Genomic DNA, 19,133 nt, shown 5'->3' on the forward strand with positions numbered 1-19,133 from the left:
CAAAGTCCGACTGATTCTGATACTGACTTGATACAAGTGAGGGTTATATAATTCTAACAAATTAAATTTTATTAATTTCCTCCGCATGATTTTTTATCATCCTTAAACTCGGAATTTTAGTTCGAGGCGATCCGAGAACATAAAAGACTATTCCGCTTTAGGAATTGAAAAATGCGTTCTCATCCGTTGTTCGTTCTATACAAGCGTCTTCCGGTATGGCTTCAATCGAGGGCATGCTGGTTTTATGGGTGCAATTTTTCCCGTCGTCTATACGATCAACGCTACTTCCAAAGCAGATTGAGTGGCAATCATTTCGGCCCAGGTTGAAGGTTGTGCATAAGGCATCTTCGAGATGCGCTAGGGAGAAATCGTAGATCCTGACATGATCCATTAGGAACCTTGTCGCCGAGTGATTTCACGGACGAGTGTGGTAAGTAGACTCTTGGTGCCAAGTACAAATTGAGAGTTATTTGTCGGCTAACTTTGGGGAAAGGTTCATAGAATGAACGAATCGTCAGCATTCCAGAGTTATGAACACCTGGAGAAAATCAAGAAAGACCTTTGGTCAGGAAAGCAGTACGGCAGAGCAGCCGTAATGATTGGAGCAGGATTCAGTCGGAATGCCGATCCAACCAAGGTTAACGCGAAAAAGTTCCCGAACTGGAAAGAATTGGCTGGTGCGATGTACGATGAACTTCATCCTTCGATAGGACCACGCGGCGACGTTAAACAACAAGAGAAGAAAAATTTGGCCATATCGAACCCTATAAAAGTGGCGTCGGAATATTGCAATTTTTTTGGGCGAAAGATGCTCGACGAATTTCTGTCGACCTCAATTCCCTATGATTCGTACTGCCCCGGAAAGCTTCATGAGACGCTATTATCACTCCCTTGGTCGGATGTCTTCACCACTAATTACGATCTGTTGCTCGAAAGTACGAGATCGCTTGTCCTCGATAGAAATTACGAGGTTGTCTTGACCGTCAAGGACATATCACGGAGTTCAAAGCCTAGGATTACCAAATTGCACGGGAGTTTTGAGTCTAATTGTGTCTTAATCGCAACTGAAGAAGATTACGAAACGTATCCAATGAAATTTGCTGGCTTCGTTAACCACGTTCAGCAGCAACTCGTGGAGAACAGTTTCTGTTTGATCGGTTTCTCAGGAGATGATCCCAATTTTTTGAAATGGCTAGGCTGGGTGCGTGACAATTTAAGAGAGCACACGCCTCTCATGTACCTGTGTGGGGTGCTAAGTTTGTCTGGATCGGAAAGCAAGTTACTCGAGTATCCGAACGTAATCCCCATCGATCTTTCTCCAATTGTGCCGGAAGACAAGTTCCCCGACTCTGGTGAGAGAAACAAGAAAGCTCTTAGATGGTTCTTGAATGAATTGCTGTCAGGTGAACCTCCAAAGTTGATTAATTGGCCAAGACCGGCCCGCCGACGCTCAGTGCAGGATGGTGACAGCGATTCCCAAAACCTCTCAACCGACGGGGTGGAGACCGATGAACTTGAGCAGAGCGCACAGCAACGCCAGGTAGATGGAGAAGTTTTGAAGCAACTGACGAGCGTCTGGAAAAAACAACGGTTGGTTTATCCCGGCTGGCTCGTGTGTCCGAGAAAGAATCGCGATCTTCTATGGTCCTCCACTCGTGATTGGATATCTGATACAGTTAAATTTCTCGACCTGTTGTTACCTCCGGATAATTTATTCTTGCTGCGAGAATTGAACTGGCGTCTCGAAAGGGCACTGGTGCCGTTGCCAGGACTTTCTGGGAAGTTGGAATCTGTTATCAACGCCTTCAATCCGTTTCCCGGGCTCGTCACGATAGATGGATCGCCCCTTACCCGGGAAGACCCGTCTTATGGGAGAGAAAATTGGGAGGAGATCGGCGAAGCCTGGCTGGAATTGGTTTTTGCTCTAATCAGAAATGCGAGAGAATGGTTTTATCCCGAGATTTTCAGGAGGTGGATGGATCTGATCAAAGACCTAGTTCAGAAATTGCCGAAATGGCGGCCAAGGTACTGGCATGAGGAATGTCTTTATTATTTGATTCGCCTGGACCAAAAGAGGGTCCTTGAAACGCTGAATGACTGGCCCACATCGTCCGATACTCCCATCTGGCAACTTAGACGAGCAGCCATCATGGCCGAGGTAGGTCAGGAGGAGAAAGCTGAAAAACTCGTTAAAAATGCCTTGGAGCAGATACGTCGATCGATAAACCCAGATGTAGATGACCATTCCATCCTTTCACAAGAAGGATGGGCTAGATTGCATGCCTCTCTATTGGCAATACAAAGACCATTTAGAAAAATCGGAGAAGAACTTGATTCACATCTCAGAAGGTTGACTGCGCTGAGCGCCTTTCACTGCAATCCCAAGGAAGAAATGGAATCAATGAGTGCAACTCTAGATAATGTTCCGCCGCTGCCCCCACCAAGAAGAGAGAAAAAAGTCCGAGATGGTAGAAAAACCGTTACTTACGGTATTTCTACCATCTCCCTGTTTGCATTGCGTCTTCCTGGTTTCGCATACCTCCGCCAGTTTGAAGAGGGAGGGCTCCCAGTACGTTGCGGGTCTTTCGGAATCCAGAGCGGCACGGTCAACGCCTCTCGGTGGATCGACCCGGTCTCCCCAGTTTTGGCAATGAGCTACATGGTGCGTAACGGGAAAATGGACCCCGTAGACCAATGGCTTGACTTTGTCAAAGCTTCAGCACTCAACGATGACGAGGTTCATGAAGCGGCCGGTCTGTTGATGAACTCCTGTGAGCAGGCCTTGGCAGCACTAGGAAAAGATCCGCAACAGAATGCTCACATGGCTTTGGGGATCATAGTAACAGCCCCTAGACTGCTCGGAGAACTCTGTTTTCGCTTCAGTGCTACCCACAGAGAGCAGTTATTCAAATTAACAATGGAAATTTACAAATATTCTGTACTCCATGGCGGGTTTGGCCTCCAAGAGCGTGTACAGTTCCTCGTCAAAAAATTAGTTGAGGCCATGACCAAAAAAGAGGTCTTGGCTAGGATGCCCATGCTGATCGCTCTGCCCATTTCCGAAAATCCAAACTTTCGGATCGCCTCCCCATGGTGGTGGAACGAGCCTTTCAACAGCATAGCATGCAGGTTTTCTTCTGGGCTTCCTCGTGAATCAGATCGCTCCGAGTGGGAGCAGGCAATATCAAATTTGATCGAAACCATCGAACAGGGTTCCAACTCCGCTCGGACAAAAGCTGCGATTCGACTTGAAGTTCTGGACCGCATCGGTGGGCTCACTCCTGAACAACGCGAAGCCTTTTGTAAGGCCTTGTGGTCACAAACAGATTTCGATTCAGGTCTCCCCTCCAACTTCCTGTTGCCGAATAATCGTTTTCTCGCGCTCCCCGAACTAACGACGGGGGAGGCAAAGCAGGCATTTAAACAGTGGATACTTAGACAGAAGTTCCCGCGAATACTTCCGAATGCAGACGCGTCGAAGAGAGTGGGTTCATTGCTGAACAGAATACATATCGACAGGAACAGCATAGTCGATCAGATTCTAGAAGCTACAGTGGACCAGGTAATCGGGCGAGAGAAGCCCAACGATAAGCAATTGGACTGGACCGCTGAAGAAGCAGCAAAAATTCTTTGCAGAGCTGAGGAATGGTGGCAGGATAATAAGCAGGATCTGGAAGATTTATCGGACTTGAATGACGCATTGACGGGAGACCAGTTCCGGAACCAATTATCGAAGCTTGCTCCTCTCCTGGGGAAAATCGTCCTCCCTCGACTGTCGAAGACGGACCAGGTTTCAAGGGCACAGGCTTTGAAATTACTGATTGAAATGGAGCAAGAAGGCTTTTCCATCTCACATGCAGCGCCTATGACTTTGTTGGTTGATTCCGACAAGGATGACACTGTTATTCAGAGACTCAGGTGTGGGCTAGTGTCTTCTGATGTGGAAGAAGTTGTTGCCTGCATCAACGGCTGTGTTCTGTGGTTTTCTCACGCACTTGACAATACCTTGCCCCCGTTGCCTAATGAGCTATTGAATGATTTGGTATACATCGTAGTGGGACGACGCCGGCATGGTTTGGATGTTGCCATGGAGAAACTGTCAGAAGTTCTACAACGACGACCGGACCAAATCAGCGAGGAGCAACTCCGAGCATTATGTATCGGCTTGGGCTATCTCATCAAGGAAACAGCGCTTCCTGATCCGGCAAATCCGTACATTGATCTTGATGCTGATCCAACAATTCCATTATACGACCGTCGCTTTTACCGAGAAAAGGCAGCAGTGTTAGCCTACAAGATTCATGGCAGCCTTGACGACAGGGGACTAACCATCCCACAGATACTGTTGGATTGGAAGAAGATTTGCCAAGAAGATAAGTTTCCAGAGGTTCGGCGGTCGTGGCCTTCAGAGTCGTAATTTATGAGTTTCCTGGAGCATGGAAAGAGAAGCCTTCACGAAGGCGCGACATGACGAATTCTATACCAGAGAATCGTTGGGATGATCCTGGAAAATCTCTTTAAAGTTTTTTCTTCTTTTTCTCTTTAGAAGATTTTTTATAAATTGATTCCTGGTTTTGAACGGGAAAATTAGCAAGGTGGCGATCTGCTCCTTGAATGAGAAGATCACAACAATTAATGTAGCTTTGGAATACGGCCGATGTTTTATGCGCAATCTGATTGAGGTCAACATGAACTGGCGAGAGCGAGTAACAGTCGATCCTAAGGTTTGTCACGGTAAAGCGTGCATAAAAGGACCCCGAATCATGGCATCCGTCATCCTGGACAATCTCGCTGCCGGCATTAGTCAGGATGAAATTTTGAAGAGCTATCCGTCTATTGATTCAGATGATATTCAGGCGGTAATAGCTTACGCTGCGGAACTGGCCCGTGAACGTGTTATCTCATCAATATAAAACTACCTAAACGCTTAATTAGCTTCCACCCTTTCGATACTGTCCAACAACCCTGTGTTCTAAATCGCAATAATGATTTTCAATTAATTGGGGATGGAGGCGGCCCAAGGCCAGGGCCGTCACAGGTGGGTGGGCGTGTAGAAGAAACGCGACGCGATGAACAAATAGGCTATTTCTTTTGATGCCGCCAGATCATGCCCATGACTTGACACAACTCATCACAACCCTTAACAATATTACGTGTATTGATTGCTGATGTCAAAGAAGCGAGAAAACCTGAAACTCGTGGATTTCTTTGCCAGAAAGCCCGTCTTTACCTCTGAAGAGTTCACATCTTTTTTGGATGCGGATGGGGTACGAAGTCCCAGGACAAGAGAAGCGCTACTGGCGCATCATGTCAGGACCGGACGCTTATACCGAGTTAGACGGGGACTGTACGTGTCAGTTCCTTTTGGCTTTACCCCTGACACCTATCCGGTGGACCCTTTTATCCTTGCGGGGAAGATGTCCAGCGACGCTGTTTTGGCCTATCACACAGCCCTTCAGTTCTTTGGGAAAGCTCATTCAGTTAGAGAAGAAATGATTTTCCTTACGGGTCAAGCAATACGACCAATGACGTTTCGGGGATATGAATATCGAGGAGTGGCTTTCCCAAAGCCGCTGGTTGATAAAAAGCAGGAACTATTTGCTGTAAATGTCGTTGAAAGAACGGGGATAGCGATAAAGGTAACGAGCTTAGAACGGACGCTCGTGGATCTGTTGGATCGACCGATTTTTGGCGGCGGCTGGGAAGAAATATGGCGGTCTCTGGAGAGCGTGGAATTCTTCGACATAGATAAGATCAGTGACTACGCCAGGCTTCTAGGCAACGCAACCATAGCCGCGAAGGTAGGCTTTTATCTGGAACAACATCAGAAAGAACTGATGGTTGATGACAAGCACTTAAGCCATCTTCAGGAATATTGTCCCAAGCAGCCTACTTACATGTCACGGAATGTCAGCGGGCGTCTTGTAAAGAAGTGGAACCTTGTGGTATCCGACCAAATTCTGGATCGTTCGTGGGAGGAGACGTATTGAATTTTTCGAGAGAAGCGCTCTTGGCGGAATCCGAGTCCACAGGATTCCGGCCCGAGATCCTGGAAAAAGTCTTTAACCTTATCGCCTTACTGAACGGTTTTAACAGCCACCCTTTCCTTCCTCCGTTATGAAAGTGTCTTTGGTCAAGGTGGCGACTTGAAGGTTGACCTGAACTTCATGTTTAGGGTTCCCTTATGGCCTGTGACCAGATTGAGTTCACGGCGGATTGGCCCTTACGAGGCAAAAGACTTTCCTGTAATTGACATACATGAACTAGCCGCAGGAAAACTGGCCGCCCTTCTGGCCAGGCGAGCCGGTAGGGACTTATTTGACGCTCATGCCCTGCTGAGAAGTGGGAAGTTGGACCATCGGAACTTACGTTCGGCCTTCATCGTCTATGGGGCAGCCAATCGGAAAGACTGGCGGGATGTTCGTTTGTCGGACTTGACCTTTTCAGAACGGGAGTTAAAAAGTGAACTTGCGCCGCTTTTGCGAAGAGAGGTCTGGACAGGTACCGATTCGACGAAACATTGGGGCGAAATGGTTAACGATGAGACGAAGAAAGCTCTTGCGCCATTGCTTATGTTTACTGCTTCAGAGAAAGATTTCCTGGATAGACTTCTTGATTACGGGGAAATAGCTCCATTACTTTTGACGGAAGACATGGAACTTGCTGAACGTATTCGGCTGCAACCGGCTTTGGAATGGAAGGCCAAGAATGTCCGTGAATTTAAAACCGGGCGATAGAATTCCGAAGCAGTTTAAGTTGGCTATGATGGGGCCAAACTGATTCGGCGTTTGCTGGAGGGATGAAGGCGGCGGTAGCCAGGGCCGTCACAGGCGGGTGGGCGAGGTTGTGGCTGTAATCTGTTCAGAACAGCCATCAGGAAATAATCCATAGAACCAAAGCTTATAGACTGAGTAAAGTGATTACATAGTGTCTGTTTTCGGGTGAGCGGAGCGAACGGAACCCGGCAGGATCGGAAAACGCGATGTTATGTAAGAACGCTCACTTGGACCCGACTAAGTAGCTGGAACGCAACGACAAGAAAGAATAAATCCACTGGGAAACTGGAAAACTAAACCGCGCTAGATGGACGAGGAATGGGCTAGAAAGCCACGGCGGGCACGCCTGTTGCCCGGCAAGGACCATGCGATACAGAGAATTATCGGATTGCATGGGCCGTGACGGAGTATTAGCAAGAGGCGTGATGTAGTCCTTAACCCAAGGATCGACGCCGCAAGATGTAACGGGGAAAAAGAAAAAGGTGTCTGGCGGCGCGACGCTTGCCCTGGCCGAAACATGCGGAACCAAAACGGGAATTAAAAAAGAGTAACTGCATGATGCGGGCCCGGGAAATGAAAGCGGCGTGATTGGCAAGTATATGGGCCGGAAGATATCCCCACATCCAAAACATCAAGACGATCGCAATTCGTTGATTCGTAAATCCCCTTGCTGTAGACATTCGGAGCCGCCACTCTTTTCCTAAACCGGGAAAAGGAATAAATCGGGGTTCAAATAATCTCCGTGGTCTTTGCTTATTCAGGATAGGACATGAAAGATGAGATTATCAGATCCCCCCCCTCTCGTCTTCCCTTGGATTCCTGTCCGGGACTATTCTTTAGCCACTGATCAGATTGTGGTCGGCGTCCCTACGTGCACGCGGTGGATGTCTCTCTTACCTACCTATCTGTATTTAGTTCAGAAGTCATGAGTTACACTAGCCCCCTCCCCCTTCAAAATAATTGGTTAGAGTCTGGCATGATAAAGAGCAAAAGAGACGTCGAGCTTCAGAATCGGTGTTACTTTGTCACTATAATAAGGTTATTTCATAATAATAAATATTTACCCTATATGAGAGTAACAACGAGGCCTTTGTTACTTTCGTTACCCTGTTACTTTTTTGTAATAAAAGCAACAGTGCCCGTGTTCACGTAGGACTCCCCTTCCCTCTCAGACGATGCTAACATTTTTGTACACGTCTTCGTGGTATTTTGTCGTGTAGTGTTTTGAAAGTGCTTGAAACGGTTGGGGATTTCTTACAGGCAGGCTCTTTTTCAATGCGTTCGCAACGCGGGGGTCGAGGGTTCAAATCCCTTCATCTCCACCATGAAATCAACAACTTACGGTTGCTGGAATTGCCCGGCGACCGTTTTTTATTGCCAATGCTAACATTGGTAACATTTGGCTTTGTTACTTTGCCTAACACAAAAGACCTGTTAGTTCAGCGTGTTGCATAGCAAGTAACAAAAGTACCACGTTTTTATAAGAAAGAGTTTTTATTTTGCGGTGAGAATAACAGTAGGACCGAAGTCGAATTCAAGTCTGTCGATCGCCTGAATTAATTCATGGTCAAGGATACGGCCATATCTTTCCTTAACGGTTTTTACGCCGTCGCTGTGGCCCATTATTATTTCTGTGATTTCCGGACCCACTCCTGAGTTCCGCATGTTGGTCCTGAATGCGTGTCTCAGGTCGTGAAATGTGGGGGCTGGATCCATTCCTTTTACAGCATTTTTCCATTGTCTTTTAAAACTCTCGGGGTTGGTCTTGCGCCCGTCAATAGTAAAGACATAATCACATCTCAATATCGAGGCCGATATAATTTCAACAAGGAGTTGGTCAAAATCCTTTGATATGGGAATTCTTTTCCAGTTTTTCTCTTTTGTTCCTGGTGGGGCGATAATTATCATCCGCCGTTCAAGATTAACCTGGTTGCGCTTAAGGTCTACAATTTCGCCTCTTCTTGTAGGGGAAAAACCATTCAAGCGCCATCTTGATTAATGTATTGGGAAAACGCCAAATTCTATTTTGAGGAGGAAGCCTCATTCTTTTCTGCTTTTGCACAGGACCGACAAATCTGTGATTCCGGCAATTTTAGTTGTACAATTCGTCGAAGGGTTCCGATACCGAAGCAAATACTACATGTCGGTCGTCCGCACTTTTTGCAGATACCGCCCCGTAACGTGTCGAATGCTCTCCCACAGCTATGGCATTTCCAAGGAATTATCTGATTCATGAGTCCGACCAGTGATTATGAGTTTCCAAATGACATTTTCTCCTGCCAGCCCTACCCTCCTACTATATCTCATGCGACCTCGGGTGTAAAAGTCATTCATGGTCGAGAAAAAATGGACAGTGAGCTTGCGTGCATAGACACGCTCTAAACTAAACGACATGGCAAGGATTTTTGTGAGGCCTCCTTTTCCAATATAGAATGAACTAATGACGCGACAAGGCTGGACGTTGACTCTAAAAATATCAAGAGGAACTCCAGGGCGGAAAAGAAAAACCGCGGCGGGTGAATGCCAGGTTTTAACGACTGATCCTACAGTAGGAACGTCGATCGTTTTCAAGTGATTCATCCGAAATTTAAAGGAAGGCGTCCAATCAAGACCGGACGATTTTTGGTATAAAGCCTATCATGCGTTTACTGGATCTGTTTCACGGGTGCTCAACGAGGCTCCTTTTCAAAGCCCCTGTCGCCGTACAACCTCCGAACGATTGTGATGGCGCCGTCAGATTCTAACAGGACCTTCCTGAGGTACGGTAAATCCTGATCCAGGTCTATTTGATTTTTTCTAAGGGCGTGGCTAAGGTCTTCAACGGTCAAGAGTTCTTTGGCCAGATTTTGTTTCAAAATTCTGCCATTTTCTACCAACACCGTAGGTTTTGCTTCCACGAGCCGTTCAAAGGTAGGGAAACTGTAGGAAAGTCTTGCGAAACACCAGTTGGCTCCAAACATTGTGGTTGCGCCAATTAATCCGCCGCTGAGCGAGTTGTCCGCCCCTATCATAGCATTCTGCAGAACGTTCGAGATGGTCAGCCAGATAACTAGGTCAAAGGGGCCGATGGAGCCAAGTTCTCGCTTGCCGGAAAGTCGGAACGCCACCAGCAAAAATATGTAGACGCAAAGAGGTCTGACAATCTTTTCAAGGATGGGAATTTCAGGAATTAGAAAATTAGGATCCATACCTTTGCCTCCAGAACAACATATTGGTCAGTGCAATTCGCAACAATAATTACGCCACTATGCTATATATTTGCATCCACGCGCCAATACGGCGATGCGTCGAGACCAGTACAGGAAGATCGGATTTCTACGGGTTCCTATAAAGGTCCGATCCGGTGAGTTGTTGTGGGAGAGTGATAAGAATCCAGGAATTCGCCACAGCGCTGAGACCAGGTTAGGGCGCAAGATATACCAAAGCTTTCAGCGGGAATATCTTAATAATCAATCCTCTCGATGGCAAACGATGGTGGGGAAGAAACTACTCACTTTCCTGTAGTTTCAAGTCCAGCAGTAATCACAGAACAAGTTGTTAATATTGCCTTTTCTGTATCTTCATTACCATTAAAAGCGATATTAAATGTTGCCTTACCAATGAGGATTAGCTTTTTGTCATAATCAATCATATCTATCTTGGGTATTGCTTTTTTATCTGACACATCTACCTTCCATTGTTTTTCTTTATCCCATTCAGGGCGCATCTCACGGACAGATGCTTCAATTTTCCCCAAATATGATTCAAAAGTATCGCCTTCTGTTTTAAGCATTTTATCCTCCGTATGTACTGTTCCAGACAATTCTACAGGAAAAAGCTGTTAGTTTCCATGTCACTATTCGTAATGTGGCGGAGCAATTGAGCAATGAAAAAATCGCCTTAGTTTTGAAACAAGTCAGGAAACATTTTTTGAGCGCAGTCCGGACAAATGCCATGCCTGAATCCGGCTTCTTAGTGCTCGCTTATGTATCTTTCCACTTGGTTCCAATAGCCCTTGTCATCTCGTGTCGTCTAGCAGGAAGCGCAAATGTGAAGAAATCCAGTGTCCCGGGCTGTCTTATAAATTGTAATTGCCCTGGAATGCAGCCTCAGAACTTCCGCTGGTTCTTTAAGTCAATATTCGAGAACCCTCATCCTGGCAAGCACGACAGAAGTCAGAATTAAACAACTTTATACAGCAAGCATTCTCGATTCGCCAATGATGATGTACCATCGTAGCTATTCAGCCCGTCTCCTGCGCCCCTCGACTCCCACGGAACAAAAAGGTCAACACAAACCCCACCAGAAATCCGCCCATGTGCGCCATGTAAGCGACGCCACCCGTCTGCGCTGTGTTGGCAATGGAACCGATGCCGCTAAAAAACTGCAGAACGATCCAGACTCCAATGACTATCAGCGCTGGCACTTGAATCACTTGTTGGCCCTGCAATACTTTGACCTTTCCGTGTGGGAACAGCAAAATATAAGCGCCGAGCACGCCCGCAATCGCCCCCGATGCTCCCAAAGTCGGCACGTTTGATCCGGAGCTAAACGCCAACTGTGCAAAAGTTGCCGCAAGCCCACAGAGTAGGTAGAAGATTGCGAACTTGATGTGCCCGAAACGGTCTTCGACATTGTCACCGAAGATCCACAAATAAAGCATGTTGCCTCCCAGGTGAACCCACCCGGCATGCATGAACATGGAAGTGAACAGCGTCAAAAGATCGCCGAAGGGATCGGCAAGGAAACGGCGAGGAACGAAAGCCCACATCCCAATAAAGGTGTCACCGCCACTCTGCTCTACAAAGAAAAATAAGACGTTCAGAGCGATCAACGCATACGTGACCAGAGGAATAGTTCTGCGAGAGGTATCATCATCACCGATTGGGAACATAAGATTTATCCTTTTTTACACGCAATTATGCAGGGGTCTTGACATTTCGGGGCATGGTTCCCTGGATCTCGAAAAGGCCCCGTATCCATTCCCCAAACGGCCGGCAAAGAGGAAACCGGAGTCAGGTTGATCAAAAAGCCTGTATTTTCGTGTTTCTGAGCGTACCTTACCGAACGCGCCTGGTCAAGTGGGATGAGGGTGTGGGGGAACTCGACCAGGGTCTTGCACGACCGCGATATGCCGGTGACGACTACAAAGATCCCCCATTTTATATGTTGGCAAATCAAATGAAGGTTCAAGCTACACAAGGTTCGGGGAAAATCCATCAACCGTGGGGTTTTTCGTAGTCCCTTATTAATAAGGGGAATCATCTGAAGAGGTTCTTCGCATAGAAAATCTCGGTCATCTCTCGCTTTAAGCTGTCCTTCACTTTCTGTCGCTCCTGCCGGTTGAGCTTCTTGGCCGTGGCCCCGAAAAGGTAGTTGTCCAGCACGAAGTCCTTGAGAACCATCTTAGTGTGAAAGAGGTTTTCCTGGGAGATATTGATGTCGACACTATCGTACCGCTTCCTGACATCTTCAGCGATGAACTGCTGGATGGAATGGATGTCATGGTCAATGAAGAGCTTCTTCCCTTGGACGTTCCGGGTGAAGCCTCGCACTCGGTAGTCCAAGAGGACCACTTCCGAGTCGAAGGACTTGATCAGGTAGTTCAGAGATTTCAGCGGAGAAATTTTCCCGCAGGTGGAAATGTCGATATCGACTCGGAAGGTGGAAATGCCACTCGCCTTATCAGTCTCCGGATACGTGTGGGCGCAAATGTGGCTTTTGTCCAGATGGGCTAGACTGATGCCGGTCGTTGCTTCATGCGCCATCGAACCCTCGGCGATGAGGATCGCTACGCTGGCTCCCATTGGGTCGTAGTCCTGAGTGGAGACGTTGAGGATACGGGCTCTAATGATGTCTGTCACGCCTTTGAGGATAGTCTCCAGTCGCTCCGAGTTGTAAACCTCATCGATATAGGCGAGATACTCCTTGCGGTCCGCCCGGCTCTTGGCGTAGCAGATGTCGTATATGTTGAAGCTTAGGCTCTTAGTCAGGTTATTGAACCCACGGAGCCGGAGTTTCTCTCGGCGTATTCTCATGTCTCCCCTCCGAGCCGTAGGCGGATCCCCATATTGTGTTCCGCTACTTTCATGGTAATTACTTCGCTACCACCCGTTTCGGAACTTGCGGACCCGTGACTAAACGTCAGGTGCTGTCTGGCACTGCGAATTGCCATCGATTCTTCCCGTGAAAGGACCCGATGTCGGGAATTCGCAAATTTGCGCTAAATTATCAGCTCATTTGAGCATCTCTGACGCATATCTCGTCCGCATTCCCTCTGTCAAGCGCAATCCTGCGCATGACCGCTTACCCGAACACAGCGCTGTAAGGTCCAGCCAGGGGGAATGCTCAAGCCACATGAACATACCACCTTCGATCTTTATCATATACTTGATGAGTCACGTTTTTGAGTGCGATGCCTTTACACCGCTACGCTTATCCTGATTAATTTAGAGCAGCTTATACTCTTATCCAGTGTCTTTTTTATCTACCATTAATTTCTGGGATTGGTGAGAAATTAATCCCCATTCCTTGAAAAACTTTGACACCGGGAAAGGAAGATAATACCTTGGTCGTCAGTGTCGATAAATAGCTCTGGAAAAGGCTCCGAACTTTGGCCCTAAAAAAAGGCCCAGGTTTGCTGAACCCGGCTGACAGAAAGAAGTCGAAACTTATACTGTGAATCGCCCGAGATTCACGCCGAAACCCGTTATGCGTTACGAGTAGGCCCTTGCATACATGATTCGGATCGTCGCAAGATTGCGGCATAAGGAGGAACAAAAAATGCTTTGGACCATAGTGGTAATCTTGTTGATACTTTGGCTACTAGGTTTAGTCACCTCGTACACCATGGGCGGGGTCATTCACGTTCTTTTGGTCATAGCGCTCGTGGTGATATTGATTAATCTCATTCAAGGTCGCAGGGGTCTGTAACGGCCTGGAATGCCTTTATGCGGCCATACAAGATCAAGTTCCCGCAATAGCTCAACAGGGGGGGAGTAATTAGTGAACAGAAGAAGAAACATCGACAAGCCGTAGGTTTATGCCCATTCTTGGGCTTCTCGCGGGCGAGTATTCGTATGTCTCATGCAACGCCGTGAGACATTGCGGCATGCCACACCTGCGGTAGTAGGAATCGCGGTTCCCACAAAAAGAGTGAGCAACATGAACCTGAACGTCGCAATAAAGCTGGGACTGCTTAAAATATCAGTGGGTTACAATTATCAGCAATTTTATTTTTTGAACTGCGATCTAGTTTTCTGAAAAACCTCAAAAATGTTTAGCCGTTAAAATGTTTCTAAAATCGTCAAGCTTGCGATGACACCGCCTCAGATGAAGGGCTTCATGGTGGTTGATTTTAGCAATTCCGATACGGAGATCTTCAAGATATTTCTGGACCCCTCTAATCGAGACATCCAGTTCATACTCCCCCTAAAACTGCTTATTTCGGGCAGATGCCTCCTGGCATAAGAGCAACTAACTGGATTGGGGACGATTTGAGCCGATCTTTCTGTCTCCGTATTCCCCACTCCCCAGATCTTAACCCTATCGAACAACAATGTTTCATCATGAAGGGCAAACCCAGACGATCTGAAATATAGATTTACAAAACAAAACTGTTAAAAAATTGTCGATCATGGCATGGAGCAGAAGGCAGAGATGGGAGTAATGAAGGGTTTTCAATAATAGGAGATTTGATATGGGTTACGACATCATCATAATTCTTGCCGTGCTTGTGGCAGGGGTGGGTGGTTTCATCGTTTTATCGCGTACTATCTTGAACAATTGGAAAGCAGGATCACGGGGCAAGGAAGAAGTGGATGCTCTCCAAACCAAGAAGAACCGAGAGGAAGTGGAGAGGGAACGAGAGAATGAACGAGAGAGTTAATAAGGGATGCAAGCAAATGGCTTGAAGATGGGCATCGGAGGAATTTTGCTGTTGAAAGCCGACCGGTGGCATTTTAATGTTTCCAGTGTCACAAAATTTAAGAGAAAAAGAAAACAGGAGTGGTTACTCAACAATCAGAAACCTACAACTTTTTCCTCTTGATCATGCAGGAAAAGGCAAAGGAGATTTCCCATGAAGATTTTAGGCCTAGTGATGATGGGATTACTGCTCGTATACGCTTTCTTTGGCTTGCAAGACGTCAGGGCTGACGAAGCGGACGAGGCTTACAAAACTGGACTAAAGTATTACAACGGTGAAGGCGTCGGTCAAAATTATTCAGAGGCTATACAATGGTATTGGAAAGCCGCTGATCTGGGAAATGCCAAGGCTCAATTAAATATCGGCCTGATGTATGCTAACGGTAAAGGCGTCGCTCAAAATCTTACCGAAGCTTTAAGATGGTTTCGGAAAGCTGCTGATCAAGGTAATGCCGAAGCGGAATTAAATATCAGATCGATGAATGCTAACGGCGAAGGTGTTACTCAAAATTATCGAGAAACTGTAAAAAGGAACTATAATCCTTCAGTTCCAGTTCGACAGAATTTGAGGAAAAAAGCTGTTGGGTGCCCACGGGGGTTTTAACATGGGCCCTGGAACCTGGAGGAGAGATATGAATAGAGAGTCCAACTGACAACGGTAGAAGGCGAGACCGTCATTTCTAGGCGAGGAAATCTTGCGGGTTTTCTGTTAAGGCGCCTGCAATCTTTTTGCAATATCACTAATTGAAACTGATAAAAACGCTAACCGAAGATATAAGAAAACTAGTAGGTATGAATGATGAAGTAGTTGGTGGTCGATTTGTCGTTCATGAACACTACGCCAAGAATTTGCACTATGATTTTAGGCTTGAATTGGACGGAACACTTAAGTCCTGGGCTATTCCAAAAGGTCCATCAATGGACCCAAATATTAGACGACTAGCAATACCTGTAGAGGACCATAGTCTGTCATACATCAATTTTGAAGGAATAATCCCCAAAGGGAGCTACGGTGCTGGCCTCGTTAGTATTTGGGACAAGGGAATTTTTGATTTAATTAGTAGAACTAAGTCTAAGACAGTGGTATTTCTCCGTGGGTCAAAACTTAAAGGTGAATTTTCAATAAAACAATTTGGTAAAAGCTGTGTTATGGCGAAATCGTTTGATGATTATGCTAAGCCTGCCTGGAAAATTTCTCCCAATATATCAAAAAAAGACGCTTCAGAGAAAATAACAGCGTTTAATTCAAAAAGTTGAGTTCAAAAGGAATTCCGCGGCGTCACGTGAGGAGTTGGTGACAAAAACGTATTTCGCAAAGTCTACCGCCTTGAAGAGGCCATGGAGTAAGGGAATCGCGGGGAGTTGCCGCTGCCAGTGTTCGGAGCCGAGGAACACCATCGGACTAAAGCGGTTCTGCACGCTTCGGTAGTAGTTCTGTTCGGCGTCCTGGAAGATCTCTTGAACAGTGCCTGCGCGTCCTTCAGCATAGACCACCCCCGCTGTACAAATGGTGACAAGTCCATCTTCACGGATGCTGTTCTGGAAGTACTTCGCGATTGCGGTAGCGAAGGGAGTGAAGGCTTCATATCCATAGTACCAGGTCGGCAGTGCGAGACTGGGCCCGGCCGTACTGCCCAGATTTCGGTGGATTTGAATAGCCGGTAGCCACCAGGCGTGAAGGGCGTCACGAAGGGCAGGGTCGAAGACCCCGGAGGGTGAGACGAGGTTGTTCAGCCCGATCGGCAGGGAGGGTATCACTGACAGCCGATTGAGCGCCCCCTCGAAATCAGAATCAGTCGAGTTTTGAAACGTGGCGCCAAGATGAGCTGCCTCCATAGCGCCGGGACCGCCCCCGGTAACGATGAGGACTTGGTTTTGCGCCAGCGTCCGTGCCAACTGAGATACTTGACGGTAGGGTTGGCTACCGCGATCCATCTCGTGACCTCCAGCGATACCCACTATTTTGTTCCACTGCGTCTGAAAGGTCGCTCTTGCCTGGTTGATGAAGCAGTCGTGAAGAGCCTCCATCATGCTTGTAAAGGGTGAATAGAGTTCGCCCCTCCCCTCGGTTACGAAGAATTGGTAGGTGCGTAGATCGGGAGTGCTCTCGAGACTTGATGGGTTAGAATCCTCGAAGCCCTGAAGCAGCTCTTCGGGAGAGTAAAGACCGGAGCGGATGGGCTGGAAGGGTAGTGCAGTCATTTCGAGGTTCGCCTTTCTCTTTGGGTGAAGGTCGGAGAAATGAAGAGCCGCCTAACGCACAGGCGCCACGTGCGAGCGACCGAGGCAGCGACGATGCCACGTTTTTCCCTTCATTAAGCAGTATCATTTTTTTGTTGGTTGGTGGAATATTTTAATAGCTGTTTTGTGGGCATTGTGGCTTGTTGAGCGAGTTTGAGTAATTTAGTCGTCTAGTGGGGCATCGTGGATGATATCCTACTTTGGGGCTTCAGCCATCGATTTTCAGATTACTCCTGAAATTCCGATGGCCTTGGCTTGACCAATATTTTTATTTCTTGTCTTTTTTAATGCCCGTCAATAATTGCGGTTGAGCTTTAGATCTCTCAGCCTCTGCTCTTGATTTTGCATCTTCCAAGGCTTTGGCTTTCTGTTCGGCTTCCAAACAGAACTTCTTTTCCTGTTCCGCCTTTTCCCGCTGTTCAGCCATTAACTTGGCTTTGCGTCCCTCAGGGAAAAGGCCCGCCCACGCGGCCCGGGCGCCCGATAAATCATGGACGTTAGCCTTCCTCATCGTGCCGACGCTGTCTTCCAATTCGTTTACGAACTTGTTCCTGTCGGCCTTCGTCATCTTGCCCATTTTTATGTGTTCGGCAATGTTAACTTTTCTCGTGGCGTTGACATCGTCGTCCAACTTGTTTACGAAGTTTTGCCTGTCCGCCATGGTTATCTTAGCCATTTTTGTGTGTTCGGCCCTGAACCCGTCCATCATCACTTTCGTTTCTTTGTTCTTCGCGTTGACAAACTGGGTTACGTCAGCGACGAAAATGGCGTTTTCTCGCTTCGTGGCGGCGCCCATCGCCTTTAGGTCCTTCTTATAACCAGTAAGGAGACCGGATACATGGTTACCCACGTCTGAAACGAACTTAACGTTTGCCTTTTTAGTATTGGCAGCCATTTCAGCATGGCTTTTGTCGAAGGCGTTCAGGAGACCACCAACTTCGGCATCTAGAGTTGATACGAATTTTACTCGATAGGCCTTGGTCCGATCAGCCATAATTTTATGGTCCTGCCTGAAACCGCCTCGCATAACGGAAACCTCAGTTTTTATTTCCTTGGTTTCCTTGTTGAGCTGAGATTCGAAAACCTTCCGAGAGTCTCGCAAGGCCTCAATCTCTCCGCACAATCTGGAGATGTCATCAGTCAAGTTACCCATTGTTCCTCGTCAGTTTTTTCTCCGTGATGTGTAGCGAGGCGTCATCTCGCACATCCGGCGAAAGTCCGTTAAGTAATTAACCCGACTGACTTACCAACTCTTAGGGTATCCGATAAGTTATGTCGGGTTTCGCCGGACCCAGAAGCTATGGGGTGTACCTAGAGTAGATCCCCCCATAGCCGTTGGGATGTTAGTAGCAGACGCCTCACGCAGGAGCAGCGGCGCTGGCTGTGAGGCCAATGGCTTCGGCGTATTTCAGATAGGTCTCGACTGAGGCTATGACTACCCTAGCCTCTACTGTAAGCAGTTCGATACCGACCAATGAGACTTTCACCCACGCATCAATCACAATACCTTTGTCCAGGATCCTGTCTACAACCTCAGCGAGGCTGGAAGAATCAGTCGATTTTGCTATCTTAGCCATTTTCTTTCTCCATCATTTTTTATTTTTCGCCTCAACGGCTTAAACGGTTTGGCATGCCTGACTCGTTATTTGCGATATCCGTGCCATAACTAAAGGAGCCCTCATGAAATCTCGACAAAGCACAGCGAGTAAATATTTGTCCAGGCCGTATAATGAAATTCTCACTACGCTCGAAATGACGCCTTGCAAAGCGGAAATGCAGTGAATCATGTCTGTAAATTAATCTGACTCTTGTCCCGAAGAGCTTAGGCATGGAATCAGATGGAGATATGTGGAGTCAGATTCTATGGAAATGTTTCCATAAAGAGGTAAATCTCGCCGCAAAAGGTTGGCGTGCCCCAAAACCGTGATTGCGCTTGGCTATCTCTTTCCCGTGAGCTTTGAACTAAGGTACTACAAACAACGAATTGCAGCGTGAAGAATTGGTGTCCATCATTGACGACCTATCCCCCATCGAGGCGCTGATCCTAATTGGCTTGGTTTTCACTCTTCGTGGCTGGTATTTAGCCATGATCCTTCGCGAAAAAAAGTAAAAAACCTCGTTGTTCTTGATAAATCAAGATGATAGTATTCTTTTATCACAGAGAAACCATCACCAACGAGGTTAATTAATTATGTCACAAGGTCTTTTAGG

Annotated in this window: 21 protein-coding genes; 10 read left to right on the forward strand and 11 right to left on the reverse strand. The window is 47.1% G+C overall.

Annotation, left to right across the window (positions count from 1 at the left end; translation table 11 throughout):
- Positions 1-157 precede the first annotated feature (157 nt).
- On the reverse strand, positions 158-391 hold the full coding sequence (locus WC647_04235; GenBank protein ID MFA6221500.1) for a hypothetical protein: 234 nt from the start codon (positions 389-391) through the stop codon (positions 158-160).
- A 111-nt stretch (positions 392-502) separates the two neighbouring features.
- On the opposite strand from WC647_04235, the gene WC647_04240 reads away from it, so the two are divergent.
- From WC647_04240 to WC647_04260, 5 genes are all read left to right on the forward strand, one after another.
- Positions 503-4,417: an SIR2 family protein gene (locus tag WC647_04240; protein ID MFA6221501.1), complete on the forward strand. Its 3,915-nt coding sequence runs from the start codon at positions 503-505 to the stop codon at positions 4,415-4,417.
- A gap of 193 nt (positions 4,418-4,610) precedes the next feature.
- Positions 4,611-4,913 carry a DUF433 domain-containing protein gene (locus WC647_04245; GenBank protein MFA6221502.1) on the forward strand — a complete coding sequence of 101 codons (303 nt, stop codon included), beginning with the start codon at positions 4,611-4,613 and terminating at the stop codon, positions 4,911-4,913.
- A 255-nt stretch (positions 4,914-5,168) separates the two neighbouring features.
- Complete coding sequence (locus WC647_04250; GenBank protein MFA6221503.1) at positions 5,169-5,990, forward strand: transcriptional regulator; 822 nt, start codon at positions 5,169-5,171, stop codon at positions 5,988-5,990.
- A complete protein-coding gene (locus tag WC647_04255; GenBank protein MFA6221504.1) occupies positions 5,987-6,121 on the forward strand; it encodes a hypothetical protein in 135 nt (44 codons plus the stop codon). Before WC647_04250 ends, WC647_04255 begins: the two co-directional genes overlap by 4 nt.
- 25 nt (positions 6,122-6,146) lie before the next feature.
- A complete protein-coding gene (locus WC647_04260) occupies positions 6,147-6,737 on the forward strand; it encodes a nucleotidyl transferase AbiEii/AbiGii toxin family protein (protein MFA6221505.1) in 591 nt (196 codons plus the stop codon).
- Between the two features lie 1,533 nt (positions 6,738-8,270).
- Here the strand turns inward: WC647_04260 and WC647_04265 are convergent.
- Positions 8,271-8,759, reverse strand: a complete 489-nt coding sequence (locus WC647_04265; protein MFA6221506.1) for a tyrosine-type recombinase/integrase — start codon at positions 8,757-8,759, stop codon at positions 8,271-8,273.
- Between the two features lie 249 nt (positions 8,760-9,008).
- Here WC647_04265 and WC647_04270 point away from each other — a divergent pair, with 249 nt between their 5' ends.
- A complete protein-coding gene (locus WC647_04270; protein MFA6221507.1) occupies positions 9,009-9,158 on the forward strand; it encodes a hypothetical protein in 150 nt (49 codons plus the stop codon).
- Positions 9,159-9,445: 287 nt separating this feature from the next.
- On the opposite strand, the gene WC647_04275 is transcribed toward WC647_04270, so the two are convergent.
- The 6 genes from WC647_04275 to WC647_04300 form a co-directional block, all read right to left on the reverse strand.
- Positions 9,446-9,964, reverse strand: a complete 519-nt coding sequence (locus WC647_04275) for a YetF domain-containing protein (protein ID MFA6221508.1) — start codon at positions 9,962-9,964, stop codon at positions 9,446-9,448.
- A gap of 302 nt (positions 9,965-10,266) precedes the next feature.
- Complete coding sequence (locus WC647_04280; protein ID MFA6221509.1) at positions 10,267-10,548, reverse strand: hypothetical protein; 282 nt, start codon at positions 10,546-10,548, stop codon at positions 10,267-10,269.
- 450 nt (positions 10,549-10,998) lie between these two features.
- On the reverse strand, positions 10,999-11,649 hold the full coding sequence (locus tag WC647_04285) for a rhomboid family intramembrane serine protease (protein ID MFA6221510.1): 651 nt from the start codon (positions 11,647-11,649) through the stop codon (positions 10,999-11,001).
- A gap of 367 nt (positions 11,650-12,016) precedes the next feature.
- Positions 12,017-12,793, reverse strand: coding sequence for an adenosylmethionine decarboxylase (gene speD / locus WC647_04290; GenBank protein ID MFA6221511.1), 777 nt, complete (start codon positions 12,791-12,793; stop codon positions 12,017-12,019).
- Complete coding sequence (locus WC647_04295; protein ID MFA6221512.1) at positions 12,790-12,930, reverse strand: hypothetical protein; 141 nt, start codon at positions 12,928-12,930, stop codon at positions 12,790-12,792. The genes speD and WC647_04295 overlap by 4 nt, the downstream gene beginning before the upstream one ends.
- 61 nt (positions 12,931-12,991) lie before the next feature.
- A complete protein-coding gene (locus WC647_04300; protein ID MFA6221513.1) occupies positions 12,992-13,141 on the reverse strand; it encodes a hypothetical protein in 150 nt (49 codons plus the stop codon).
- A 397-nt stretch (positions 13,142-13,538) separates the two neighbouring features.
- Here WC647_04300 and WC647_04305 point away from each other — a divergent pair, with 397 nt between their 5' ends.
- From WC647_04305 to WC647_04320, 4 genes are all read left to right on the forward strand, one after another.
- Positions 13,539-13,688 carry a lmo0937 family membrane protein gene (locus WC647_04305; protein ID MFA6221514.1) on the forward strand — a complete coding sequence of 50 codons (150 nt, stop codon included), beginning with the start codon at positions 13,539-13,541 and terminating at the stop codon, positions 13,686-13,688.
- A 766-nt stretch (positions 13,689-14,454) separates the two neighbouring features.
- Complete coding sequence (locus WC647_04310; GenBank protein ID MFA6221515.1) at positions 14,455-14,643, forward strand: hypothetical protein; 189 nt, start codon at positions 14,455-14,457, stop codon at positions 14,641-14,643.
- A gap of 192 nt (positions 14,644-14,835) precedes the next feature.
- The gene (locus WC647_04315) at positions 14,836-15,285 is read left to right on the forward strand and encodes a tetratricopeptide repeat protein (protein MFA6221516.1); all 450 of its coding nucleotides are present in this window, start codon (positions 14,836-14,838) and stop codon (positions 15,283-15,285) included.
- Positions 15,286-15,473: 188 nt separating this feature from the next.
- The gene (locus WC647_04320) at positions 15,474-15,938 is read left to right on the forward strand and encodes a DNA polymerase ligase N-terminal domain-containing protein (protein MFA6221517.1); all 465 of its coding nucleotides are present in this window, start codon (positions 15,474-15,476) and stop codon (positions 15,936-15,938) included.
- On the opposite strand, the gene WC647_04325 is transcribed toward WC647_04320, so the two are convergent.
- The 3 genes from WC647_04325 to gvpA form a co-directional block, all read right to left on the reverse strand.
- Positions 15,927-16,883, reverse strand: a complete 957-nt coding sequence (locus WC647_04325) for a hypothetical protein (GenBank protein MFA6221518.1) — start codon at positions 16,881-16,883, stop codon at positions 15,927-15,929. The two genes, WC647_04320 and WC647_04325, sit on opposite strands and share 12 nt — an antisense overlap.
- 307 nt (positions 16,884-17,190) lie before the next feature.
- Entirely contained in the window at positions 17,191-18,075 is an 885-nt protein-coding gene (locus WC647_04330; GenBank protein ID MFA6221519.1) for a hypothetical protein, read from the reverse strand.
- A 205-nt stretch (positions 18,076-18,280) separates the two neighbouring features.
- On the reverse strand, positions 18,281-18,499 hold the full coding sequence (gene gvpA, locus WC647_04335; protein MFA6221520.1) for a gas vesicle structural protein GvpA: 219 nt from the start codon (positions 18,497-18,499) through the stop codon (positions 18,281-18,283).
- Positions 18,500-19,133: the final 634 nt, after the last annotated feature.

The organism is Desulfomonilaceae bacterium (genome assembly GCA_041662605.1).
Classification (GTDB): Bacteria; Desulfobacterota; Desulfomonilia; order Desulfomonilales; family Desulfomonilaceae; genus CAJBEZ01.